17 protein-coding genes are annotated in these 25090 nt (G+C 64.8%); 13 read left to right on the top strand and 4 right to left on the bottom strand.

Going from position 1 to position 25090, the window contains the following annotated elements; translation table 11 throughout:
- The first annotated feature begins 4 nt into the window (after positions 1-4).
- The 8 genes from ccmI (at position 5) to L8F45_RS14055 (ending at position 10823) form a co-directional block, all read left to right on the top strand.
- A complete protein-coding gene (gene ccmI, locus L8F45_RS14090) occupies positions 5-1126 on the top strand; it encodes a c-type cytochrome biogenesis protein CcmI (protein WP_342358513.1) in 1122 nt (373 codons plus the stop codon).
- Positions 1127-1130: 4 nt separating this feature from the next.
- Entirely contained in the window at positions 1131-1577 is a 447-nt protein-coding gene (gene ccmE / locus L8F45_RS14085; RefSeq protein ID WP_342358512.1) for a cytochrome c maturation protein CcmE, read from the top strand.
- Positions 1574-3559: a heme lyase CcmF/NrfE family subunit gene (locus tag L8F45_RS14080; protein ID WP_342358511.1), complete on the top strand. Its 1986-nt coding sequence runs from the start codon at positions 1574-1576 to the stop codon at positions 3557-3559. Before ccmE ends, L8F45_RS14080 begins: the two co-directional genes overlap by 4 nt.
- 304 nt (positions 3560-3863) lie before the next feature.
- Positions 3864-4244 (top strand): cytochrome c-type biogenesis protein, encoded by a 381-nt coding sequence (locus L8F45_RS14075; protein WP_342358510.1) that lies wholly within the window; start codon positions 3864-3866, stop codon positions 4242-4244.
- A 106-nt stretch (positions 4245-4350) separates the two neighbouring features.
- Positions 4351-5625 carry a S1C family serine protease gene (locus L8F45_RS14070; RefSeq protein WP_425329921.1) on the top strand — a complete coding sequence of 425 codons (1275 nt, stop codon included), beginning with the start codon at positions 4351-4353 and terminating at the stop codon, positions 5623-5625.
- Positions 5626-5797: 172 nt separating this feature from the next.
- The gene (locus L8F45_RS14065; RefSeq protein ID WP_342363449.1) at positions 5798-6484 is read left to right on the top strand and encodes a response regulator transcription factor; all 687 of its coding nucleotides are present in this window, start codon (positions 5798-5800) and stop codon (positions 6482-6484) included.
- Positions 6468-7865: a sensor histidine kinase gene (locus L8F45_RS14060; protein ID WP_342358509.1), complete on the top strand. Its 1398-nt coding sequence runs from the start codon at positions 6468-6470 to the stop codon at positions 7863-7865. Before L8F45_RS14065 ends, L8F45_RS14060 begins: the two co-directional genes overlap by 17 nt.
- A 3-nt stretch (positions 7866-7868) precedes the next feature.
- Positions 7869-10823, top strand: coding sequence for a bifunctional [glutamine synthetase] adenylyltransferase/[glutamine synthetase]-adenylyl-L-tyrosine phosphorylase (locus tag L8F45_RS14055; RefSeq protein WP_342358508.1), 2955 nt, complete (start codon positions 7869-7871; stop codon positions 10821-10823).
- Positions 10824-10828: 5 nt separating this feature from the next.
- On the opposite strand, the gene L8F45_RS14050 is transcribed toward L8F45_RS14055, so the two are convergent.
- The 4 genes from L8F45_RS14050 to L8F45_RS14035 form a co-directional block, all read right to left on the bottom strand.
- The gene (locus tag L8F45_RS14050; RefSeq protein ID WP_342363448.1) at positions 10829-13153 is read right to left on the bottom strand and encodes a sensor histidine kinase; all 2325 of its coding nucleotides are present in this window, start codon (positions 13151-13153) and stop codon (positions 10829-10831) included.
- 293 nt (positions 13154-13446) lie between these two features.
- Positions 13447-16092 carry an aminopeptidase N gene (gene pepN, locus L8F45_RS14045; RefSeq protein WP_342358507.1) on the bottom strand — a complete coding sequence of 882 codons (2646 nt, stop codon included), beginning with the start codon at positions 16090-16092 and terminating at the stop codon, positions 13447-13449.
- A 30-nt stretch (positions 16093-16122) separates the two neighbouring features.
- A complete protein-coding gene (locus L8F45_RS14040; protein ID WP_342358506.1) occupies positions 16123-19575 on the bottom strand; it encodes an acyl-[ACP]--phospholipid O-acyltransferase in 3453 nt (1150 codons plus the stop codon).
- Between the two features lie 191 nt (positions 19576-19766).
- Positions 19767-21137 carry a cation diffusion facilitator family transporter gene (locus tag L8F45_RS14035; RefSeq protein ID WP_342358505.1) on the bottom strand — a complete coding sequence of 457 codons (1371 nt, stop codon included), beginning with the start codon at positions 21135-21137 and terminating at the stop codon, positions 19767-19769.
- A 67-nt stretch (positions 21138-21204) separates the two neighbouring features.
- Here L8F45_RS14035 and L8F45_RS14030 point away from each other — a divergent pair, with 67 nt between their 5' ends.
- The 5 genes from L8F45_RS14030 to L8F45_RS14010 all read left to right on the top strand — a co-directional run bounded on the left by L8F45_RS14030 (position 21205) and on the right by L8F45_RS14010 (position 25084).
- A complete protein-coding gene (locus L8F45_RS14030) occupies positions 21205-21645 on the top strand; it encodes a VOC family protein (RefSeq protein ID WP_342358504.1) in 441 nt (146 codons plus the stop codon).
- Positions 21645-22697 (top strand): aldose epimerase family protein, encoded by a 1053-nt coding sequence (locus tag L8F45_RS14025; RefSeq protein ID WP_342358503.1) that lies wholly within the window; start codon positions 21645-21647, stop codon positions 22695-22697. The genes L8F45_RS14030 and L8F45_RS14025 overlap by 1 nt, the downstream gene beginning before the upstream one ends.
- Positions 22687-23070 carry a nuclear transport factor 2 family protein gene (locus tag L8F45_RS14020; protein WP_342358502.1) on the top strand — a complete coding sequence of 128 codons (384 nt, stop codon included), beginning with the start codon at positions 22687-22689 and terminating at the stop codon, positions 23068-23070. The genes L8F45_RS14025 and L8F45_RS14020 overlap by 11 nt, the downstream gene beginning before the upstream one ends.
- Positions 23071-23168: 98 nt before the next feature.
- On the top strand, positions 23169-24062 hold the full coding sequence (locus L8F45_RS14015; protein ID WP_342358501.1) for a PfkB family carbohydrate kinase: 894 nt from the start codon (positions 23169-23171) through the stop codon (positions 24060-24062).
- Positions 24059-25084 carry a tagatose 1,6-diphosphate aldolase gene (locus L8F45_RS14010; RefSeq protein ID WP_342358500.1) on the top strand — a complete coding sequence of 342 codons (1026 nt, stop codon included), beginning with the start codon at positions 24059-24061 and terminating at the stop codon, positions 25082-25084. Before L8F45_RS14015 ends, L8F45_RS14010 begins: the two co-directional genes overlap by 4 nt.
- The last annotated feature ends 6 nt before the right edge of the window (positions 25085-25090 follow it).

The raw sequence follows: 25090 nt of genomic DNA, 5'->3' as shown, positions 1-25090 counted from the left end.
TCCGATGGTTGCGCTTTGGGCGATCCTTGCGGCGATGACCGGAGCGGCGGCACTGCTGCTGCTCTGGCCGCTGGCGCGCGTCAGTCCGCGCGCCGAGGCGCGCACCGCCGATGATGCGGCTTTTTATCGCGCGGCGCTCGCCGACATCGATCGCGACGCCGCGCGCGGGTTGATTGGCGAGCAGGAAGCTGGCGCCGCGCGTACGGAGGCGGCGCGCCGTCTGCTGCGCAGCGATAGCGACGCGCCCGCGCAGGGAAATTCGCTCGATGCCGCGCGCCGTCGCCGCACCCTAGCGTCGCTGCTGGCGCTGATGCTCGTTCCCGCTGTTGCGCTGGTGTTTTATGGCGCGACCGGTTCTCCCCATCTTCCCGACCAGCCGATTGCGTCGCGCAGAGCGGTCGATCCCGCAACTCTCGATCTCGCACAGGCGGTGGCGCGCATCGAAGCGCATCTCCAGCAGGATCCGAACGACGGTGCGGGCTATGAAGTCATCGCGCCCGTGTATTTCCGGCTCGGCCGCATCGACGACGCCATTCGCGCTTATTCCGAAGCGCTGCGCCTTCTCGGCGAGAATCCGGACCGTCTCGCCAATCTCGCCGAAGGTCTGATCGCCCGCGCCGATGGCATTGTCACAGCGGACGCGAAAGAGAAGCTGGCGCGCGCCGCCGAGCTCAATCCGAAACAGCCGAAGGCGCGCTATTATCTCGCGCTGGCGCGCGAACAGGATGGCGACCGCGCCGGCGCGATTGCGGGATTTGAAAATCTGCTCGCTGACTCCACCGCGGATGCGCCCTGGATCGACGCCGTCCGCGAAAGGCTCGTGAGATTGCGCGGCGTTCCGTCGTCTGGCGCGACGCCCGAAGGCGTTCCAAAAGGCGGCGAGGCGATTGCAAATCTGCCGCCTGAAGAACGCGCCGCGGCGATCCGTGGCATGGTCGATGGTCTGGCGCAGCGGCTTGCGTCGCAGGGCGGATCGCCTGACGAATGGGCGCGGCTGATCCGCGCGCATATGGCGCTCGGCGAGAAGGAGAAGGCGGCGAAAGCGCTCGCTGACGCGCGCCGCGCCTTGAGCGCTGAGGCGGTGGGCGACAGGCTCGACGCGTTGTCGCGCGAGTTCGGACTTTGAAGGTATGACGCGGAAGCAACGAAGATTGACGATCATAGGCGCGGGGCTCGCGGTGCTCGGGCTCGCCGTCGCGCTTGTGCTCGTCGCGCTGCGCGATTCAATCGTGTTCTTCTATTCGCCGAGTGAAGCCGCGGCGAAGTCGCTGCAGCCGGGAACGCGTTTTCGCCTTGGTGGACTCGTGAAGGAAGGTTCGATCGTGCGCGGCGACGGTCAGAATGTGCGCTTCACTGTGACGGACACCAAATCCGATTTGCCAGTGTCCTATGTCGGCCTGTTGCCCGATCTCTTCCGCGAAGGGCAGGGCGTCGTCGCTGAAGGCGTGTTGCAGGTTGATGGCCGCTTCCGCGCCGACAGTGTTCTCGCCAAGCATGACGAGAAATACATGCCGCGCGAGGTCGCGGATTCGCTGAAAAAGCAGGGTCTCTGGAACGAAGGGACGAAAAGCCCGTGATCGCCGAAACCGGCCACTACGCGCTCGTTCTCGCGCTGGCGCTGTCGATCGTGCAGAGCGCCGTCGGGCTGTGGGGCGCGCGCACGCGCGACGCGGCGCTCATCGCCATGACGCGGGCCGCGGCGCTCGGCGCCTGCGCTTTCGTCGCGATTTCGTTCGCGGCGCTTACGCGCGCCTATGTCGCGTCCGATTTCTCGCTGCGCAACGTCGCCGATAATTCCAATTCGCTGATGCCGCTGATCTACAAATTCACCGGCGTGTGGGGCAATCACGAAGGCTCGATGCTGCTCTGGGCGCTGGTGCTCGTGATTTTCGCAGCCATGGTCGCACTGCGCGGCGGCGATCTGCCCGACGCGTTGCGATCGAATGCGCTCGCCGTGCAGGGCATGATCGCGACGCTCTTCCTGCTCTTCATCCTGACGACGTCGAATCCGTTCCTGCGTCTTGATCCCGCGCCGTTCGAAGGCGCCGATCTCAATCCGGTGCTGCAGGATTTCGGCCTCGCGATCCATCCGCCGCTGCTTTATCTCGGCTATGTCGGATTTTCCGTCGCTTTCGCTTTTGCAATCGCCGCGCTGATCGAAGGCCGCATCGATGTGGTTTGGGCTCGCCATGTCAGGCCGTGGACGCTGACGGCCTGGATGTTCCTCACGCTCGGCATCGCGATGGGCTCCTACTGGGCCTATTACGAACTGGGCTGGGGCGGCTTCTGGTTCTGGGACCCCGTCGAGAACGCCTCGCTGATGCCGTGGCTCGCCGGCACGGCGCTCGTTCATTCCGCCATCGTCATGGAGAAGCGCGAGGCGCTGAAAATCTGGACGATCCTGCTCGCCATCGTCGCCTTCTCGCTGTCGCTGATCGGCACCTTCCTGGTCCGCTCCGGGGTGCTGACCTCGGTGCATTCCTTCGCCAACGATCCTGCGCGCGGCCTCTTCATTCTCATCATTCTCGTGCTCGTCATCGGCGGCGGGCTCGCGCTGTTCGCCTGGCGCGCGCCTGCATTGAAGCAGGGTGGATTGTTCGCCCCGGTGTCGCGCGAAGGCGCGCTCGTCTTCAACAATCTGTTCCTTGCCGCGGCCTGCGCCGCCGTGTTCGTCGGCACGCTCTATCCGCTCGCGCTCGAAGCGCTGACCGGCGACAGGATTTCCGTCGGCGCGCCCTTCTTCAATCTCACCGTCATTCCGCTGATGCTGCCGCTCGTCGCCGTGATGCCGATCGGGCAGGCATTGGCATGGAAGCGCGGCGATCTCCTGGGCGCGGCGCAGCGCGTGCAGTTCGCTTTCGCCATGGCGATCGTCGTGACCGCGATCGTGATGGCCGCGACCTGGGGCGGCCCCATGCTCGCTCCACTCGCAATCGGCGCCGGCGTCTGGTTGATTGTCGGCGGATTCGCCGAGATTGCGACGCGCAGCTTTTCACGAAAGCAGAACGCAGCGACGAACTGGGCCCGCTTGAGCGGATTGCCGCGCTCCGCCTTTGGAACAGCGATCGCTCATGCAGGCTTCGGCGTGACGCTGATTGGCCTCGCGGCGACGGCGTGGAGCGATGAACGCATCGCGTCGTTGAAGCCGACGGATACTCTCTCCGTCGGCGGCTATGTGCTGCGGCTTGAATCGATCGAGCCGCGTCGCGGCCCGAATTATCGCGAGGACGCGGCGCGTTTCTCCATTCGATTGAACGGCGCCGAGATCGGCTCGCTTGAAAGCGCCAAGCGCGTCTATCCCGCGCGCCAGATGCCGACGACGGAAGCGGGCCTTTGGACGCGCGGCTTAAGCCAGCTCTATGTCAGCGTCGGCGAAACGGAGCCCAACGGCGCAATCGCCGTGCGCGCCTATTACAAGCCGCTTGTGCTGCTGATCTGGCTCGGCGCCGTGGTGATGGCTTCGGGCGGCGCGCTGTCGCTCAGCGATCGCCGTCGCCGCATCGGCGCGCCGAAACCCGCGCGCGCGAAAGCGGCCGTCGTTTCGACGCCGGCGGAATAGAGTGATGTCGGTTTCTGATGCCGCGAGTGCGCGAACTGTTTTCCCCAATGATAACGCGCGTGTCCCTCTCCCCTTGCGGGAGAGGGTGTCGCCGAAGGCGACGGGTGAGGGGGGAACTCCTCGCATCGTGATTCCCCCTCATCCGTCGCTGCGCCAAGCGCAGCGACACCTTCTCCCGCAAGGGGAGAAGGGCGCTCGTTTAAATCGCGCTCCAATTCGGTTTCTTCGCTCTCCTTTCCGATTCGCCGCTTGCATCGTCACTCTCGCGCTCACATCTCCCGCCTTCGCGGTGACGCCGAACGAGGTGTTGCCCAACCCCGCGCTTGAAAGCCGCGCCCGCGCGCTGTCGTCGGAATTGCGCTGCCTCGTCTGCCAGAACCAGTCGATCGATGATTCCGATGCGCCGCTCGCGCATGATCTGCGCGTGCTGGTGCGCGAGCGCATCGTCGCCGGCGACACGGACGCTGAGGTGAAGCAGTTCCTCGTGCAGCGCTATGGCGAGTTCGTGCTGCTGCGTCCGGCCTTCTCCTGGCGCACGGCGTTGCTCTGGGGCGCGCCGGCGCTTGTTCTGGTCTTTGGCGGGCTGCTGGCCTGGGGCGCGGCGCGGGGGCGTCGCGTCGCCGCCGCCATCGAGCCCTTGTCCGCGGACGAGCAGCGCAGGCTCAAGAAACTCGCCGGCGACTAGCGAACCTTACCAAAGCTTCATCACGCCGAAATCGCGCGGTGATGCCGGGACCACCAGATTGGACGTCGAAGGAGAGGCCGACAGGCCTATTCCAATGAGGTCCAACATGTCTTCCGAATCCACCAATCACTTCATGCCCGCTCCGCGTCCCCGCCGTCGCTGGATGGTGGGCGCCGCCGCCGGCGCGCTGGGCGTCGCCGCCGCGCTCGCCTTCGTTCCCGCCTTCTCCCAGACGGGCGTTCCCGCCCCGCAGGCGCAAACCCAGACCCAGGGCGGCCTCATCGCGCCGCGTCCGCCGGCGCTCGCGCCTGTCTCCTTCGCCGACATCGTCGAGCGCGTCCGCCCGGCGGTCGTCTCGGTGAAGGTGAAGATCGCCCAGGCCTCCGCGCAGGACGATGAGGACGATCAGCAGTCGCAGCAGATGCCCGACTCGCTGCAGAAGTTCTTCCGCCAGTTCGGCGCGCCCGGCATGAACGATCCGCGCTTCGGCGGCGGTCGTCAGCGCCGCGGCGGCGCCATCCAGATGGGCCAGGGCTCCGGCTTCTTCATCTCGGCCGACGGCGAGATCGTCACCAACAACCATGTCGTGCAGAACGCGACCGAGGTTGAAGTGGTGACCGACGATGGCCGCACGCTGCAGGCGAAGGTGGTCGGCACCGATCCGCGCACCGACGTCGCGCTGCTGAAGGTGAAGGACAAGGGCAATTTCCCCTATGTCCAGCTGTCGCAGAGCGCGCCGCGCGTCGGCGACTGGGTGCTCGCGGTCGGCAATCCCTTCGGCCTCGGCGGCACCGTCACGTCGGGCATCGTCTCGGCCCGCGGCCGCGACATCGGCTCCGGCCCCTATGACGACTTCCTGCAGATCGACGCGCCCGTGAACCGCGGCAACTCCGGCGGCCCGACCTTCGGGCTCGACGGAAAAGTGGTTGGCGTGAACACGGCGATCTATTCGCCGTCGGGCGGCAGCGTCGGCATCGCCTTCGCCATCCCGTCGCAGACGGTCGAGAAGGTGGTCGCGGCTCTGCGCGAGGGCAAGTCGGTCGCGCGCGGCTTCATCGGCGTCAGCCTGCAGCCGGTGTCGAGCGAGCTCGCCGATGCGCTTGGCCTCTCCGACGCCCATGGCGCGATGGTCGCAGCGGTCACCGACAACAGCCCGGCTGAAAAGGCTGGCTTGAAGAAGGGCGATCTCGTCACCGCGATCGACGGCGAGAAGGTCAGCGATCCCCGCGAACTCGCCCGCAAGATCGGCACGATGAATCCCGGCCAGACCGCCAAGCTGACCGTTCTTCATCGCGGTCAGGAGCGCACGGTCTCGATCGAGCTGGCCCGCCAGCCGGCCGAGAAGGCCGCCAACGACAGCCGCTCGAAAGGCCAGGGCTGACCTGAGCTGACGGAACCGCTGCGCCGACCATTTCGTCGCCCGGAAGGCGTAGCGAGCGTGGACCGGCTCTGAGGCCGAGTAATCGACCGACGATCGGACCGCAAAGGCAGGCTGGACAGTCCCCGTCCAGCCTGCCGTTTTTTTTGAGGATCAAATCGCTATGCTTCCCGGCATGAAGATTCTGGTGATCGAGGACGACCGCGCGGCCGTCGACTATCTCGTCAAGGCGTTCCGCGAGGCGGGGCACGCCGTGGATGCGGCGACCGACGGCCTCGCCGGCTACGGGCTGGCGGAAGAGTCGGCCCATGACGTGCTCGTGGTCGACCGCATGCTGCCGAAGATGGACGGGCTGTCGCTGATCCGCGGGCTGCGCGAGCAGGGCGTGACGACGCCGGCGCTGATCCTCTCGGCGCTTGGTCAGGTCGATGACCGCGTGAAGGGATTGCGCGCCGGCGGCGACGACTATCTGCCGAAGCCCTACGCCTTCTCCGAATTGCTCGCGCGCGTCGAGGCTCTGGGCCGCCGTCAGGGAACCGCGGCGAAGACGGAGGAGACCACTTTATCGGTCGGCGATCTCGCTCTCGATCGCCTTGCGCGCCGCGTCACGCGCGGAGGCCAGGAGATCGCGTTGCAGCCGCGCGAGTTTCGCCTGCTCGAATTTCTGATGCAGCATGCCGGCCAGGTGGTGACGCGGACCATGCTGCTCGAAGGGGTGTGGGACTATCACTTCGATCCCCAGACCAATGTGATCGATGTGCATGTCTCGCGCCTGCGCGCCAAGATCGACCGCGGCTCCGACCGGCCGCTGCTGCACACGGTGCGCGGCGCGGGATACATGATACGTGACGGCGCTCGGTAAGCTCTGGCGCACGACGGCGTTCCGCATCACGCTGGTCAATCTCGCGGTCTTCTGCGTCTTCGCCTTCGCGGCGTTTGGCTATGTCGCGTGGAACGCGCGGCGTGTGGTCGATGGCGAAATCACCAGCACGATCGACGCCGAGATCAACGGGCTTGCCGAGCAATATAATCAGGGCGGCATCCGCCGGCTTCTTGCGGTCGTGTTTCAGCGCTCCGCACAACCCGGCGCGTCGCTCTATCTCATCACCAATTTCGCCGGCGAGCGGCTCGCCGGCAACATCGTGGCGCTGCAACCCGGCGTGCTCGACCGTTCCGGCGCCTTCGAGACCGGATATCAGGCGACCGAAGACGCGGAGCGTCCGCGCGGCCGCGCGCTGGTGCGCGTCAATCTCCTGCCGAACGGCTTTCGCGTCGTCGTCGGCCGCGACCTCATCGACCGCGACAGGCTGGTGTTCGCAACGCGCCGCGCTTTCAACTGGGTGATCGCGCTGGTCGCCGTGCTCGGCGTCGCGACAGGCGTTCTCGTGACGCGCCGCGTGCTGAAGCGCGTCGACGCCATGACCGACGCCGCGCAGCAGATCATGGGGGGAAGCGTCGAGCGGCGCCTTCCGGTCGCGGGCTCCGGCGACGAGTTCGATCGTCTTGCGGTCAATCTTAATTCGATGCTCGACCGCATCGGCGACCTCATGACTGGCCTGCAGCAGGTGTCCGACAATATCGCCCATGATCTCAAGACGCCGCTGACGCGTCTGCGCAACCGGGCCGAGGGCGCGCTGCGCGCCGCCTCGTCGCCCGAGGATTATCGTCGCGCGCTGGAAGGCTGCATCGAGGAGTCGGACGGGCTCATCCGCGTGTTCAACGCGCTTCTCACCATCGCGCGGCTGGAGAGCGGCCAGACGCAGGGCGTGATGTCCGACTTCGACGCCGCCGATGTGATCCGCGACGTCGCCGAGCTTTATGAACCCATTGCAGAAGAGTCTGGCGCGACGCTGGCGATCGATGCGCCGAAATCGCTTCCCCTGCGCGCCAGCCGCGAGCTGGTCGGGCAGGCGGTGGCGAACCTCATCGACAACGCCATCAAATATGGTCGCTGCGAGAGCGGTGGCGCCGCGCCGCGCATCGAAGTGTCGGCGCGTGAAGTCGCAGGCGAGGGCGTCGCCTTTGTCGTCGCCGATCGCGGTCCCGGCATTCCCGACGCCGACCGCGAGCGCGTGGTGAAGCGCTTCGAGCGTCTGGAAAGCGCGCGCACCAAGAGCGGCTTCGGCCTTGGCTTGAGTCTCGCAGCCGCGGTGGCGAAGATGCATCATGGAACGCTCGCTCTTGAAGACAACCAGCCGGGACTGCGCGTGCGCCTGCTCATTCCCAGCGCGCCGGCGGCGTGAAGCATGAAGACGGAGCATTCGCCCGCCACGATTTCGCTCGCCGCATCCGTCGCGACGGCGCCATTGACGCCGCCGCGTCGGCGCGCCGATCGCATCTGCAAGGAGCAGCTTCTCGATAATGTCGATGACGCCGAGCGCGCCGCTTTCGCGAAACTGTTTGAGCGTCATCCACGCGCGCGCGACCTCATCGGCGGCGCGCTGGCCCATTCGCCTTTTCTCGCGAGCCTGATCCGTCGGCGGCCCATATGGCTGCTGGAGAGTCTGAGCGAAGCGCCTGACGCGTTGTTCTCGCGCCTCATCGCCGAGACGGATGCGGCGGCGGAGTTCGAGGACGAGGCCGATATCATGCGCACGCTGCGCCAGACGCGGGCGCGGTCGGCGCTGCTGATCGCGCTCGCTGATCTCGGCGGCGTCTGGAGCGTCGATGACGTCGTGCAGGCGCTGACCCGTTTCGCCGACGCCGCCATGAACGCCGCTGTCCGCTGGCTGCTGCGGCAGGCGCGCGAACGCGGCAAGCTCGTTGCGGCGTCGGACAAGGATCTCGATCAGGCCTCGGGCCTGATCGTGCTCGCGCTCGGCAAGCACGGCGCCGGCGAACTGAACTATTCCAGCGATATCGACATCATTGTCTTCTACGACCCTGAATGCGCGCATCTGGCGCCTGATGTCGACGCCTCCGATTTCTTCGTGCGCCTGACCAAAGGGATCGTGCGGCTGCTCCACCAGCACACGCCTGACGGCTATGTCGCGCGCGTCGATCTGAGATTGCGGCCCGATCCTGGATCGACGGCGAGCGCGATCTCGGTCAACGCCGCGCACGCCTATTACGAGACGGTGGGGCAGAACTGGGAGCGCGCAGCCTTCATCAAGGCGCGTCCGATTGCTGGTGACCGCGCGCTTGGCGCGGCTTTTCTTGAGCAGATGCGGCCGTTCATCTGGCGCAAATATTTCGATTTCGCCGCCATCGCCGATATCCATGCGATGAAGCGGCAGATCCAGACCGTCAAAGGGCATGACGAGATCGCGCTCGCCGGCCACGATATCAAGCTCGGCCGCGGCGGCATCCGCGAGATCGAATTCTTCGTGCAGACGCAGCAGCTTGTGTTCGGCGGCCGCCGGCCCGCGCTGCGCGGGTCGCGCACGCTGGACATGCTTGGCGTTCTTGTGACTGAAGGCTGGATCGACGCGAAGGCGCGTGACGAACTCAGCGAATGCTATCGCTTCCTGCGCTCGATCGAACATCGCCTGCAGATGCGCAATGACGAGCAGACGCAGCGTCTGCCGCTTGATGAGAATGATCTCTCGCTTTTCGCGCGTTTCGCCGGCTTCGAGCGGACCGCCTCCTTCGCATCGAAACTGTCGCGCATCGCGCGCATCGTGCAGAAGCACTACGCGCTTCTGTTCGAGGAGGGCGAAACGCTTGCAGTCGAGGCCGGCAGCCTCGTCTTCACCGGCAAGGCGAATGATCCGGAAACGCTCGCAACTCTGCGCGGCATGGGCTTTCGCGATCCTGCTGCAGCCGCGGAGACCGTGCGCGGCTGGCACTTCGGCCGCCGCCCTGCGGTGACGACGCCGCGCGCGAGGGAAATTCTCACCGAGCTTGCGCCGATCCTGCTGCAGGCGCTGGGACGCACCGTCGATCCCGATGGCGCCATCGTCGCCTTCGACAAGGCGCTGGCGTCGATGCCCGCGGCGATCGAATTGTTCTCGATCCTGAAATCCTATCCCGCTTTGTTGTCGCTGTTCGCTGATATTCTCGGCTCCGCGCCACGTCTGACCGAAATCGTCGGCGCCAATCCGCATGTGCTCGACGCCGTCATCGACCCCTCCTTCGTCAAGGGAGCGTCCGATTTCGCGGCGATCGAGGACAGGATTTCACGCGCGCTCGAAGCGTCAGGCGACGTCGAGGATTTTCTCGATCGCGCTCGCGACATTGCGCGTCAGGAGATGTTTCTCACCGGCGCGCGGCTCCTCTCCGGCGTGATCTCGCCCGAGATGGCGGGTCAGGCCTATGCGCGCATCGCCGAGGCGATCATCGCGCGCGCGCTCGCCGTCACGCGCGCGGCCTTCGAGAAGGAGCATGGCCGCGTCCCCGGCGCGCGTATCGCCGTGCTGGCGCTCGGGCGTCTTGGCGCGCGCGATCTCACCGCCTCGTCCGATCTCGATCTTATCGTGGTCTATGATTTCGATCCGGAGAAGCCATCGAGCTCGGGCGCGCGGCCGTTGCACGCGACCACCTATTTCATCCGCCTCGTGCAGCGTCTGGTGACGGCGCTGACGGCGCCGACGCGCCGCGGCCTTCTCTACGACATCGATCTTCGCTTGCGTCCCGATGGCAAGAAGAGCCCGATTGCGACGCAATGGCGCGGCTTCCTCAGCTATCACGAAAGCGAGGCTGAGACCTGGGAGCAAATGGCGCTGACAAGAGCCCGCGTCATCGCCGGCGACGCCGCTTTCGCGCGCGAAGTGACGGACGCTGTTTCGGCGATCCTGCGCAAGCCGCGCGACCATAAAAAGATCTCGCGCGACGTCGCGGAAATGCGCAAATTGATTGCGTCGGAGAAGGGCGAAGACGATCCTGATGATCTCAAGAATGCCGCGGGCGGCCTGACTGATTGCGAGTTCCTCGCCCAGCATCTCACGCTCGCCCACGCTGCGTCCGAAACCGCGCTGGTTGGCGCCACGTCCGTCGAGGCTTTCAGGATCGCGCGCGACAAGGGATGGCTGACGGCTGACGAAGAGGCGACGCTCGAGGAAGCCTATGGTCTGCTGCGCGATGTGCTGCAATTGCAGCGGCTTGCCGTCAAAGGCGCGTTCGTCTCGGAGGAGACGCCGCTGCAAGTGCGCAACCGTATCGCCAATGCGGTCGGCCTGCCTGACGATCGTGCGCTGGCCGCGCATCTCACGGACACGAGGCGGCGCGTTCGCGAGATATTCCGGGCGAGGCTGAGACCGTAGGCGTGTTAGGCGCTCTTGAGCAGCGGCAGCCAGGCGTCGTTGCGATTTTCGCCCATCGGCAGGCACACGCGGACGATCGTTCCCTTGCCGGGCGCCGAGCGGATGCGCAGCGTGCCGCCATGCATTTCGATCAGCGAGCGCGCAATCGCGAGGCCGAGGCCCGAGCCGCGATAGGATTTACTGTCATGGTTCTCGACCTGCTCGAACGGGCGACCGAGGCTGGCGAGCGCCTCGCGCGCCATGCCGATGCCGCTGTCCTCGACGAACAGCAGCACTTCGCTCTCGGTCTTGCGCGCGCGCAACGCGACGCGCCCGCCCTCCGGCGTGAACTTGATGGCGTTCTGGAGCAGATGCGACATCGCCTGCTGGATGGCGAGGCTGTCGATTGGAAAAGAGATGTTCTCCAGCCGCTCCGAGACGAGGGCGACGCGCTTGGCGTCGGCGTCGCCCTGCACGCGCAGCACGGCTTCCTGAATGGATTCATCGACGCTGGTTTCTTTCCGCTGCAGCACGCGGCGTCCGGACTCGATGCGCGACATCTCAAGAATGTCGTCGACGAATTGCAGCAGGAAGAGGCCGCTCTCGCGGATATGGGTGCAATATTGCGTATGGCGGTCGTTAAGCTGACCGAACACGCCGCTGCTCATCAGTTCGGAGAATCCGATGATGGCGTTGAGCGGCGTGCGCAGCTCATGGCTCATATTGGAGAGGAAATTCAGCTTGGCGCGATTGGCGCTTTCGGCTTCGGACTTCTGTTCGAGATAGCGTTCGGCGAGCTCAGCGAATTGCTGCGCCTGCGCTTCCAGCGCCTGACGCGAGCGCTTGAGGTCAGCGATCATCATCGTCAGCCGCCGCTCGGATTCGATGAGCTGATCCTGCTGGCGCTTGACCGACGTGATCTCCATGCCGACGCTGACGAAGCCGCCATCGGTCGTGCGCCTTTCGCTGATCTGCAACCATCGTCCATCCGAGAGGCCGGTTTCAATGCGCCGCGCGCTGCTTTGCGCTGAGCCGGGCGCGTCCTGCTCGATTTGCACCAGAGGTGGCCTGGCGCGCGCCATCACCTCGCGATAGGCCCGTCCCGCCACGGCGTCCGCCGACGAAAGCCCGTTCAGTTCGCGGAATTTCGAATTGCAAAGCACGAGCCGGTTTTCAGCGTCCCAGAGAACGAAGGCTTCGGAGATCTGATCGATGGCGTCGCGCAGTCTGCTGTCGGCGCGATCTATTGCCGTCTTCATGCGATGCTGGTCGGAGACGTCGATGGCGACGCCGGTCAATCGCATCGTCTTGTCGGCCGCATCCTCGATCAGGCGGGCGCGGGCGCGCAGCCATACCCATTCGCCTTCGGCGTCGCGGATGCGGAACTCATGATCGATGAGCGCGTCGCCGTTGGCCGTGACTCCGGTCGCGAGGTCGGCGAGCGGAACATCATCGGGGTGAACACGGTCCGCGATCTCATCGAAGGTGAGCGGCGTCGAGCGGGGCGTCAGCCCCAACATTTCATACATCGAGCGCGACCAGTGAATGCGGCCGGCGGCGACATCCCAGTCCCAGAGGCCGCAGCGGCCGCTGTCGAGCGCCGTGTTGACGCGATCATAAAAGCGCTCGCATGCGTCCTCGGCGATATCGGCGCGCCGGCCCTGTCGACGTGCGAACAAGGCGAAGCAGACGACGAGGCCCGTCGCGCCCGTCAACAGCCATCCATAGGAATAGGCGTGCGCGCTCCAGCCCGACAGGGCGGCGTCGACATTCCCGCCGGTCCATAGCGCGTAGCGTCCTTCCTCGATGGCGCGTGACACGGTGATCGCCGACGAGCCGTCCGGCAGGACAGATTCCCGTGGCGCGGCGGTCGATCGGGCGCCGGCGGTTTCCTGCGCGAGCCACGCCGCGGGGAGCGGCGCGCCGCCAGCCTGCGCGACGACGCGGGTCACGCCATCGGGGCCGCGCTCGATCAACGCCAGCCGAACGCTGCGCTTCGCCGCGTCCGGCGTCTGTCGGCGCACGATCGCGATCGCCTCAAGCAACGCGAGTTCTGTCGGCCGCGCGTCGTTGCGCATCATGCCGGACTCGATGCGCCACGCGACGCGTTCGCAGAAGCTTTCGATCGTGGCGGCCGCGTTGGCGAATGCGTCGCTCTTTCCGGCGACGAACAGGACCCAGGCGGAAAGGCCCACGGTGCCGACATAAATGATGAGGAGGGGAATGAGGCTGGCGCGCAGCCACGCTGCAAGAGGGCTGCCGGATTCACTTGCCGGGCACTTCAGCCAAGCCGCCAAAATTGCAAACGAACCTGCGCGCGCAGGCTCGCACGCCGCGCCGCCACGCGTCATGCGCCACACCTCGGAATCCTGTGAAGGGAACTAAACGCCGCTTTCGGATCGACGTGCCGCATCTTTCCGAATCAACAACAATAGAATCTCGCGCCGCCGATTTGTCCATCTCTTAATGGTCATTAACGAATCGAATTTTGGCTCCGTGACTCAAAAGACTCGGTTCATGGGAATCAGAAGTTGCAGGCGGGACTCAGGCGCAATCTGGACTCGCGTTCGGGAGCCGCATCTCGCGCAAATCGCGTCCTGAAATGAGGCGCGTGCGCGGAGCGATCCGCTCCGCACAACCGGATTCAACCGAGAGTGCGCGTGACGATGTCGGCGACGTCGCGCGACAGGGCGCCGGCGCCGGCGAGGCGTTCGAGCTGGGTCCTGGCGCTGCCGCGCCGTCCACTCTCCAGGCTCTTCCAGGTGCGGAAGCTGGTCGCGAGCCGCGAGGCGACCTGCGGATTGCGCGCGTCGAGCTCAAGAATGAGATCGGCGATGAAGCGATGGCCTTCGCCGTCGGGGCGATGGAACTCGCGCGGATTCCCTTGCGCGAAGCTCATGATGAGCGCGTAGACGCGATTGGGCGTCGACAATGAAAAAACGGGATGCGCCATCAGGCGGCGCACCCGCGCCAGCGTCTCGCGCTCGGGAATTGTCGCCTGAAGCGCCATCCATTTGTCGAGAACGAGCGGCTCCGTATGATAGCGCGCCTCGAACGCCTCGAAGAGTCGCTCGCGCGTCTCGCCCGGCTTGTCATGCAGCGCGATGAGCGCCGCCTGACGATCCGTGAGGTTGTCGGCCTGTTCATAGAACGCTTCGACCTGTGCGAGCGCAGCGGGCTCGCGCACATCCGCCGCGGCGTAGAGCGCCGCATGACGCAACGCGCGACGACCGGCGCTTGCCGCGTCCGGAGAATAGAGATTCGTTGCGGGCGCGTCGGCGACGAGGCCGGACAGGATCGGCGCCAGCCGCGCCGCCAGCGTCGAACGCAGCCGCGAGCGCGCGGCGTGAATCGCATCAGGATCGATATCATGGCCGATCTCGCGCGCGATGTCGTTGTCGCGCGGCATCGCGAGGAGATAGGCGGCGAAGGCTGGATCGCGGCGCGCTTCGCCTTCAATGATCGAGGCGAGGGCGTCGGCGAGCGGCGTCTCGCCAGCCGGCGTCTGGCCTTGGCGCAGCGCCACCACGTCGCGTTTGAGCGTGCGGATCGCAAGTTGCTGCGCGGCCTGCCAGCGATTGAACGAATCCGTATCGTGGCGCAGAAGCGTGACGAGATCGGCGTCGGCGAGATCGATCTCGAGCTTCACCGGCGCCGAGAATTGCCGGAACAGGCTTGGGATTGGTGGGGTTGCGACATTCTTCACCACGAGCGTCTGGCTTTCGCGCGTCAGCGCCAGCACGCCATGGGCATAGTCGGGATCATCGGTCGCGATCTCGATCGTCGCGCCGTCCTGCGCGACGAGCCCCAGCGCGACCGGGATGACCACAGGCTGCTTCACGTCCTGGTTAGGCGTCGGCGCCGTCGCCTGTGTGAGCCGCAGCGTATAGGTTCGTGCGGCCGCATCATATTCGCCTCTCGCCGAGACGAGCGGCGTTCCCGCCTGATCATACCAGCGGAAGAATTGCGTGAGGTCGCGTCCGGCCGCTTCGGCGAAGCAGGCGATGAACTGTTCGACAGTGGCGGCCTCACCATCATGGCGCTCGAAATAAAGATCCATGCCGCGCGCAAACGCGTCGTCGCCGACCAGCGTCTTCAGCATGCGGATGATTTCGGCGCCTTTCTCATAGACAGTCGCCGTGTAGAAATTGTTGATTTCGCGATATTGCGACGGGCGTACGGGATGGGCGAGGGGGCCTGCATCCTCGACGAATTGCGCGCTGCGCAGGCGGATCACGTCCGCGATGCGCTTGATCGGGCGCGAACGTTCGTCTGAAGAAAACTCCTGATCACGGAAGACGGTGAGGCCTTCCTTGAGGCAGAGCTGGAACCAGTCGCGGCAGGTGATGCGGTTGCCGGTCCAGTTGTGGAAATATTCGTGCGCGATGATCGCTTCGATATTGGCGTAGTCGGCGTCAGCCGCCGTGTCCTTGTCGGCGAGGACATATTTGTCGTTGAAGATATTGAGGCCCTTGTTCTCCATCGCGCCCATGTTGAAATCGGGCACGGCGACGACGTTAAACACGTCGAGATCATATTCGCGGCCGAAGACGCGCTCGTCCCATTGCATGCAGCGCACGAGCGAATCCATCGCCCAGCCGCAGCGATCTTCCTTGCCCTTCTCGACATGGAGGCCGAGCGTCACCTTCCGCCCTGATTTCGTGACGAAGGGCTGATGCACGCTGGCGAGATCGCCGGCGACGAGCGCGAAGAGATAGCAGGGCTTAGGCCAGGGATCGCTCCACACGGCGTAATGACGCTCGCCGCCTTCGCAAACGCCGGCTTCGCCGGGATTGCCGTTGCCGAGCAGCAGCGGCGCCTCCTTGCGATCAGCTTCGATCCTAGTCGTGTAGACTGACAAGATGTCGGGCCGATCGAGGAAGTAGGCGATGCGCCTGAAGCCATCCGCCTCACATTGCGTGCAGTAGGCGCCGCCGGAGCGATAAAGCCCCATCAGCTTCGTGTTCGCGGTGGGATCGACTGTCGTTTCGATTTCAAGTTTGAACGGACGCGCAGGCGGCGCGCGTAGCGTGAAGGAGGATGGCGTCGCCTGATAATCGTCAGGGGCAAGCGGCGCGCCATCGAGACGCGCGGTGACGAAGTTCAGTTCATCGCCATCCAAAATGAGCGATCCGGCGCCGCTCGACGTCGGATTGGCGCGGATATGGAGCTCCGCGATGATGCGCGTCTTCGTCGCGTGAAGACGGATGTCGAGATTGACGCGATCGATCAGAAAGGCGGGCGGACGATAGTCCGCGAGCCTGATGACCTGTGGCGTCTGCCTATCCATGTTCTCAACATTCCCAAGGGCTCCGCTGGTCTAGATCGCGTCGGCGGGCGCTGCAAGCGTGGCCTCCTCCCGCGGCTCGCTCGCAGGCTCGATTGCGCGCTCGCGCACCATCTTCTCCGTGGTGACGAAGTCGATCTTGCCTGAGCCGAGAACCGGCATCTGTTCAATGAGCATCAGCTCCGAGGGAATTGCGAGCGGCGACACGCCGCGCGCTCTCAGATGCGCGGAGGCGTCCTGCAGCGTCGCCCTCTTCGCTGTCGTGACAAGCACGAGCCGCTCGCCCTTGCGCGCATCCGGGATCGCGATCACTGCATGGAGCCAGTTCGGTTCATAATCGGAAAGCGCGGCCTCGATGGCGGCGAGCGACACCATCTCGCCGCCGATCTTGGCGAAGCGCTTCACGCGGCCGCGGATGGTGACGAATCCGTCCGCGTCGATCGTGACGATGTCGCCCGTGTCGTGCCATCCATCGACGGGCGGCTGCAGAACGCCGGGATTGGTTGCGAGCAGATAGCCCTTCATGATGTTTGGGCCGCGCAGGAACAGACGGCCGCCTTCCGCGACGCCGGGAACCTTGTCGAGCCTTGCCTCCATATCGGGCATCAATTTGCCGACCGTGCCCGCCTTCGCGAACATCGGCGTGTTGATCGCGACGACCGGCGCCGCTTCGGTGACGCCATAGCCTTCGAGAATGCGCGCGCCGAATTTCTCGAGATAGGTGCGCCGCGTCTCCGCCTGCACCGGCTCCGCGCCCGCGCCCACGATGCGGAGACTGCGGAAGTCGTAGGCGTGCGCCATGCGCGCATAGCCACGCAGGAAGGTGTCGGTGCCGAACAGGATCGTGGCGTTCACGCCATAGACCAGTTCAGGGATCAGTCGGTAATGCAGCGGCGTCGGATAGAGAAAGAGCGGCACGCCTTCGAGAACCGGCAATGCCATGCCGACAGTCAGCCCGAACGAATGGAACACGGGCAGCACGTTGAAGAGCAGATCGGACGGGCCGAAATCGATTGTCGATTTCACCTGCGCGCAATTCGCGAGAATATTGCGATGCGACAGCACCACGCCTTTCGGCGCGCCTTCCGAGCCTGAGGTGAACAGGATCGCGGCCTCATCGTCGGCTGCGCGCTGGACGCCATGGCTTTTTGCGCCCAGCAAGGCGCGGACCTTGTCGACGCTGCTGATCGTCGTGCGAACGTCTTCCAAGAACACCACGCGCGCCTTGTCCGACAGCGCGGCGATCACGGGTTCGAGCTTCGCTTTTTCGATGAAGACCTTCGACGTCAGCACCAGCTTGATCTGAGCAGTCACGCAAGCAGAGACGATATTGGTCGGGCCGGCCGAGAAATTGAGCATCGCCGGCACTCGACCGAAGCGTTGCAGCGCGAAGAAAGTCACGACAACGCCATTGCTGTTGGGCAGAAGCACGCCGACGCGCTCGCCGACCTCGGACATCGCGGCGATCTTGCGGCCGAGCGCGTGCGCGCCAATCAGCAGCTTGCGATAGGAGAGCGCGCCGGTCAGCGGGTCCTGCACGATCTGCTTCGATCCGCCGTCATGCTCGACGCGCGCGAGCAGCGCGTCGAACAGGTTGCGATCGAGATTCGTGGATTCCATCCGAAGCTGCATCATGAGATCGGTGAGCGCGGCGCCGGCGGCGCGCCGTCGCACACGGCCGACGAGTGCGGGGTCGATCTTGAGGTCGCGCGCCGGGGCGACGGTCATGGTGATCTTCGGGAACCATTTGCGCGCGACCTGGTCCGGCTTCAGCTTGCTGAAGGGCGTGCGCTCGGCGCCCTCGATCAGAACGGGCAGGATTTCAGCTTCGCCCTTGTCGGCCGCGAGAGCCGAGCCCTCATAGATCTTCATGAGCGAGCCGGTGACGGTGATGCGGCCCTCCGGGAAGATCACCAGCGTCTCGCCATTCTTCACCGCATTGATGAGCACGCGCGCGCCGAGCGGATTGACCGGATCGATCGGGATCAGACGCGAGATGCGCGTGAAAGGCTTCACCCACCATTGCTGCAGCATGGTGCGATCGATCGCGAACAGCGGATCATCGTCGGTCAGCGTGGCGAGCAGCGCGCCGTCGAGAAAGCTGACATGGTTCGCGACGATGACGCGATGGCGACCGTTGCTCTTCAGATTCTCCGCGCCCTTGATTTCGACGCGGAAGAACAGGCGCAGGATCAACGCCGTCGCATCGCGGAAGCCATTCATCGGCAGCAGGCGCATGAAGACGAGCGAGGCGATGATGGTCGCGAGCCCGACGACAAGCAGCAGCGTCGGCAGCGAGAGGCCGGCGTTGCGCAACGCGCCCGCGGCCAGCGTGCCGCCGACGATGAAACCCGCGGAGACGACGTTGCCGCCGGCGATGACGCGCGCGCGCCGGTCTTCGCCGGCCCAGCTCTGCACGGCCGCGAACACCGGCACGATGAACAGGCCGCCGCTGAAGGCGATCGCGATCACGAGATAGATGAAGCCGCGCATTTCAGGGTCGGCGATGAATGCGCGCCAGCCGATCTCCGGCAGCTTTTGCACGGTCACGCCGGCTTTCCACGCAAGCAGCGCGCAGAACAGGCCGATCAGGAAGCCGCCGATCACAGTGAGGAACAGGATCTGACGGCCGCCGGACAGCCACGCGGCGCCGAGCGAGCCGAGCGCGATGCCGATGGTGAAAGCGAGCGTCAGCGTGGTCGCCACCGAAGCCGAGCCGCCGATGACGTCCTTCGCCATGAAGGTGACGAGCATCATCAGCACAGCGCCGGTCATCCAGAACCAGGAGACCGCGATCGTGCCCCACCAGATGCGTCCGCCGTCGCGCACTTCGCTGAGCGTGTCCCACGTCGAGCGCAGGATATTCGGATCGATCTTCAGCGTCGGCGCGGCTTCGCCCGTCTTCGGGATCATGCGCGCCGAAAGCCAGCAGGCGACGGCGACGGCGAGAGTGCCGCCCGCGATGAAGAAGGAATGCGAGGGATCTTCCGCCAGCGTGTTGCCGACGATCGTCCCGATCAAGATGGCGATGAAGGTCGCGCCCTCGACCAGCGCGTTGCCGGCAGGCAACTCATCTTTCTTCAGATGGTCAGGCAGGATGCCGTATTTGATCGGCCCAAACAGGGCCGACACCACGCCGAACAGAAAGAGCGCAAAGAACAGGGAGGGGATCGACTGGAGCAGGAAGCCCGCCGCCGCGAAGCCTGCCGCTGCGATCTCCGCGAATTTCAGCCGCTTGGCGATCAGCGCCTTGTCGAAACGGTCGGCGATCTGACCGCCGAGGCCCGACAGGAAGAAGAAAGGAGCGACCAGGATCGCGCCGGCGAGCGTCACCAAAAGTTCGGCGCGGGCCGGGTCGGAGCGGCCGATCCCGAACAGGATCAGAATGGCGAGGCCGTTCTTCAGGATATTGTCGTTGAAGGCCGAAAAGGCTTGGCACCAGAATAGCGGGGCGAAACGGCGCGACTTCAGAAGCGAGGCAAACATCAGAACGACTCCGGATCGGATCGTGACAATGGCTTAATGAACAATGTTCATAGCGCCTCTTTGAACAATGTTCAAGTGCGGCGGCGCACATTCTTTGGAGCTTCGGCCGCAGCAGGCATGATCACCCTCTGCGCCCCGCCTTGTCTACAGTACGGGTCGCTGGAGGCGCTCAAATCCGGTTTTTGAACGCGTCAGGCGTCCCGCCGCGGCTCCGCATGGCCGACGACCCGGTGAATGTCGGGATTTTCGTGGCGCAGCTTCTGTTCGATCGAATCGACCTCGTCATGGACGGCCGCCACCGGCAGGGCCGGATCAACCCGGCAATGATAATTGACCACCAGCCCCGCGCTGGTCGTCCGCGCCCGCACGCTGTGGATGTCGGCGATGGCGGCCGTGTCGTGAGCGAAGCGGGCGAGCGCTTCCGCCATCCTGGCGCGGGTCTCTTCGTCCGTGTCGGCCCCCGCCCATTCGCTGATCTCCAGCGGTTCAATATGAGTGTCGACCTCGATGCCGGATCCCAATTCCCCGCGGATCGCTTCTTCGAGCGAGGAGGCCAGGCCATGGGCCTCGCCGAGCGGCATCGAGCCATCGACCTCGAGGTCGAGGCTGATCGAAAGCCGCTCCTCGACATGCTGGATGGTGACGTGATGCACCGGCAGATGCAGGCGCGCCGCGATCACCAGCACGCGCTCGCGCAAGCTCTCGTCATCAAGCGCGATGGGATTGGCGGTGACGACAATCTTCGCGGCCGGAGACTCTTCCACAATCGCATCGGCGATCCTGCATTTGAGGTCCGACACCCGTTCGAGCGGCAGCGTGCGCGAGACGAGCACGCCGATCTCGCCGAGAATGTCAGGGCCGGCCTTGCGCAGCTTGATCGTCTCGACATTGACCACGCCAGGAATGGCTTGCGCGCGCGCTGCGATCTTCTGCGATAATTCTTTTGGCGCGGCGTCGACGAGCGAGTCGATCGTGCGTCGGCCAAGACGCCATCCCGCCGCGCCGATGAAGATCGCGACGGCGACGGCGACAAAGGCGTCGACCTGGGGATAACCGATCGCCGCGGCGCCAAGCGCGACGATCACGAGCGCCGAATTGACGAGGTCGGACGAGAAATGCAGCGCATCCGCCGCAAGCGCTTCGCTTCCCGTCGCCTTCGCTGTCTTCGTCAGCGCGCGCCAGCGCCAGGCGTCGACCGCGATGGAAATGATCAGCACGACGAATGCGACGATCGACGTCTCGACATGCGATTCATTCGCAAGAAGACGGCGCACGCCCTCGAAGGCGACGATGCCTGACAGGGCGCAAAGCAGCGCGGTTTGGCCGAGCGCCGCCACGGATTCGAACTTGGCGTGGCCGTAAGGATGCTCTTCGTCAGGCGGCTGATCGGCCGCGCGCACCACGAGGTAGGTGATGGTCGTCGCCGCCACGTCAAGAAGACTTTGCGCCGCATCCGACTGCAATGCGAGCGAGCCCGTGATCCAGCCCGTGACGCCTTTCGCCGCCGTGATGAGAACGGTTGTCAGGATCGAAATGAGCGCGACGCGCTCTTTCGCGGTCATCAATGAATTTCCTTTGACTTATGCGTCGGGCGGGTCATGTGTAGGAGAAACGCAAGGGAGACAAGTGATGGAATATTTGCATACCATGGTTCGCGTCGGCGATCTCGATAAGTCGCTCGACTTCTGGGTCAAGAAGCTCGGCCTCGTCGAAGTCAGGCGCGTCGATCGGCCGGAAGGCAAATATACGCTGGTGTTTCTCGCGGCGCCCGACGACATCGGCAAGGACAAGGAAAGCCGTTGGCCGCTGCTCGAACTCACCTACAACTGGGATGAGAAGGAATATCAGGGCGGCCGCAATTTCGGCCATCTCGCCTATCGCGTCGACGACATCTATGCGCTCTGCGACAAATTGATGAAGGCGGGCGTCACCATCAATCGCCCGCCGCGCGACGGCAATATGGCTTTCGTCCGTTCGCCCGACGGCATCTCGATCGAATTGTTGCAAAAGGGCGAACCGAAAGCGAAGGCCGAGCCCTGGGCCTCCATGCCGAACACGGGAACCTGGTGATGAAGCCTGCCGTTTTCGGCGTCCTTCCCGATGGGCGCGAAATCCGCGAAGTGACGTTGCGCTCGAAGGCGGGCGCGACGGCGAAGATCATCGAATGGGGCGCGGTGGTGCGGGACCTGCAGGTCCCACTCGCCGACGGCAAGATGCAGCGCGTCGTGCTTGGCCTCAACAGCCTCGAAGATTATCTCGATCATTCGCCGCATTTCGGCGCCATCGCCGGCCGTTTCGCCAATCGCATCGCCGGCGGAAAATTCACGCTCGACGGCAAGACCCATCAATTGCCGATCAACGAATTCGACCGCAACTCGCTGCATGGCGGCGGCGGCGGATTCGGGCAGCGGCCCTGGACCATTCTCGATCAGGCCGATCATTACGTCGTGATGGCGCTGCATTCGCCTGACGGCGACAAGGGCTATCCCGGCGCTCTGACGCTGACGTGCCGTTACACTCTGCTTGAGCCGGCGATCCTGCGCATGGGGCTTGTCGCCACCTGCAACGGGCCGACGGTGGTGAATTTCTGTCATCACTCCTATTTCAATCTCGACGGCTCGGCGGACATTCTCGATCATACGCTTGAGGTTCGCGCCGACGTCTATACGCCGGTCGATGAATATCTCATCCCGACTGGCGAGATGCGCAACGTCGCGGGCACGCCGCTCGATTTCAGGACGGCGCGGCCGATCCGCATGCAGGGCGCGGATGGTCAGCGCATCCGCTACGACAATAATTTCATGCTGCGCGGCGATCGACGTGAAGCGATCGCAAAGAGCGGCATGGATGTCGTGCATGCGGCGACCACGGCATCGAAAAAATCAGGCCTTTCGATGGAGGTCTGGACGACCGAACCGGCGATGCAATTCTACGACGCATTCAAGATGCAGATGTCTGTTCCCGGACTAGACGGCGTTCCCTATCAGCCGAGCGGCGGCATGTGCTTCGAGCCGCAGCATGTGCCGAACTCGCCGAACCTGCCGCAATTCCCCTCGACGGTGCTGCGGCCGGGTGAGCTCTATCGGCAGGTCACGGAATACCGGTTCGTGAATGGGCGATGACGCCGTCGGAAACGCAGCGCCAGATGAAGTCCTGACGCTGGAGCTGCGTCTCCTTGAAACATCGGTGCGTTCGGACGCCGCTGCGCTCGAAAGCTTGTTGACCGAAGACTTCGTTGAATTTGGCCGCTCTGGCCGCGTGTATGACCGCAGCAGCGTCATCGACGCCCTGATGCGCAATCCCACGCCCTCGGAGCAGCTAGCGATCGTCGATTTCAGGCTTAGACGACTGAGCGCCGACATCGTGATCGCGACCTATGTCGCGGTTGGCGGGAGCGGGCGGCGAACCAACCGAAGCTCGATTTGGGTCCGCGGAACGCACGGCTGGAGAATGACGTTTCATCAGGGAACACCGGCTGAAACTGCAGTCTTGTAAAAGATATAAGACTTGATAGTTTGCCGGGGATCAAGGCCCGGCGTCTCGCGCCGGCTCCTTGGCGCTTCCCACGCCGCCCGCTCGAGCCCAACCCACTGATGATCAGCGTTCTTTGTCTCGGCATCGCGACGCAGGACCATGTCTATGGCGTGCCGGGCTTCCCCACGACCGGGGAGAAGCACCGCGCCCACTCGGTCGAGATCGTCGGCGGCGGGATCGCCGCGAACGCCTCCGTGGCGGTGGCGCGGCTTGGCGGCCGCGCGCTTCTGGCGAGCCGACTGGGCGAGGATTCCACCGGCCGCAACATTATCGAGGCGCTGGAGGCGGAGGGGGTGGACTGCAGCCTCTGCCGTCGCTTTCCCGGCCTCAAATCCTCGTCCTCGGCGGTGCTTGTTGATGGCGCCGGCGAGCGCATGGTGATCAATTACGCCGATCCTGGCATTCCCGACGATCCCTCCTGGTTGCCGGCGGACCTGCCGCGCGGCGTGCAATCCGTGATGGCGGACACGCGCTGGCAGGCGGGCGCGCTGCGCATGTTCGGGGCGGCGCGCGCGGCGGGCGCGTTTGGCGTGCTCGATGGCGATCGCGCGCCTGAAAATCGCGAACTTCTTTCGGCCGCTACTCATCTTGTCTTCGCCATGCAGGCAGCGCGCGAGATGACCGGCCACGACGATGCGCTGCAGGCGATCCGCGCCTTTCCCGCACCTGATCATGTCTCGCTCGCGATCACGGACGGCGTGCGCGGGACCTATTTACGCCAGGGGCGCGAGATCATCGTCACACCCGCCTTTCCCGTGACCGCGGTGGATACGCTTGGCGCCGGCGACGTCTTTCACGGCGCCTTCGCCTATGCGCTCGCTGCGGGAATGGATGAGCTTCAAGCCATTCGCTTTTCCTCCGCCACGGCGGCGATCAAATGCACGCGCTTCGGCGGCCGCGCCGGCGCGCCGCGTCTCGCGGAAGTCGAAGCTTTTCTGAGAGAACGCGCATGATGAATCTGTCCGCAGGCAAGCTGTGGGGCATGCGCCGGCTCGCCGATGCGCGCGGCCTGTTCAAGATGGTGGCCGTCGATCAACGCCCTCCGATCATCAACCCGATCAAGGCGGCGCGCGGCGGCGAAGCGCCCTATGACGATGTCGCCCGCTTCAAATTGATGCTCGTGGAGGAGTTGCAGGACGACGCGACGGCGCTGCTGCTTGATCCCGTCTATGCGCTGCCGCGCGGCCTTTCCCTGATGTCGCCAGCGAAGGGGCTGATCGTCACGCTGGAAGAGCACCAGTTCCGCGATGCGCCGAGCGGCCGCCTTTCGTCGGAGATCGACGACTGGTCGGTAGAGAAGATCAAACGCGTCGGCGGCGATGCGGTGAAGGTGCTTGCCTGGTATCGGCCCGACGCTGATCTCGCGGTGCGCATCGCCCAGCAGGATTTCGCTAAACGCATCGGCGAAGCCTGCGCGCGCTATGATATTCCCTATCTCTTCGAACTTCTCGTCTATCCCCTTGCGAGCGACGCGACGCAGACCAAGGATTATGTTGAGATGTCCGGCAAGCACGCCGACCACGTGCTTGAAAGCGTGCGCGTGTTCGCGGATTCCGCCTATGGCATTGATATTTTCAAGCTTGAGAGCCCGGTCGAGGCGAAATCGATCAAGGCCGACGATAGCGCGACGCAGGATCTCTTCAGCGAGATGGGGCGTCTCGCCGGGCGGCCGTGGGTTATGCTGTCGGCTGGCGCGGGCATGAAAGAGTTCCGCACGGTTCTCGACTACGCCTACAAGGCCGGAGCGTCGGGCTATCTCGCGGGGCGCGCGATCTGGTCGGAGCCGTTCAAGGCGTTTCCCGATTGGGACGCTATTCGTTCGGGATTGCGCGCTGAGAGCAAGCCCTACATGAGCGATATCAACGCGCTGACGGATGCGAAGGCGACGCCCTGGAGCGCGCATCCTTGCTTCGGCGGGAAACCCGCTCTCGCTCACGAGGATGCGGCGTTTCGCGCGCATTATTCGGCGTTCTAAGATGAT

Source organism: Terrirubrum flagellatum, from assembly GCF_022059845.1.
In the GTDB taxonomy this organism is placed as follows: domain Bacteria; phylum Pseudomonadota; class Alphaproteobacteria; order Rhizobiales; family Beijerinckiaceae; genus Terrirubrum; species Terrirubrum flagellatum.
This window is presented reverse-complemented; position numbering and strand designations above follow the sequence as displayed.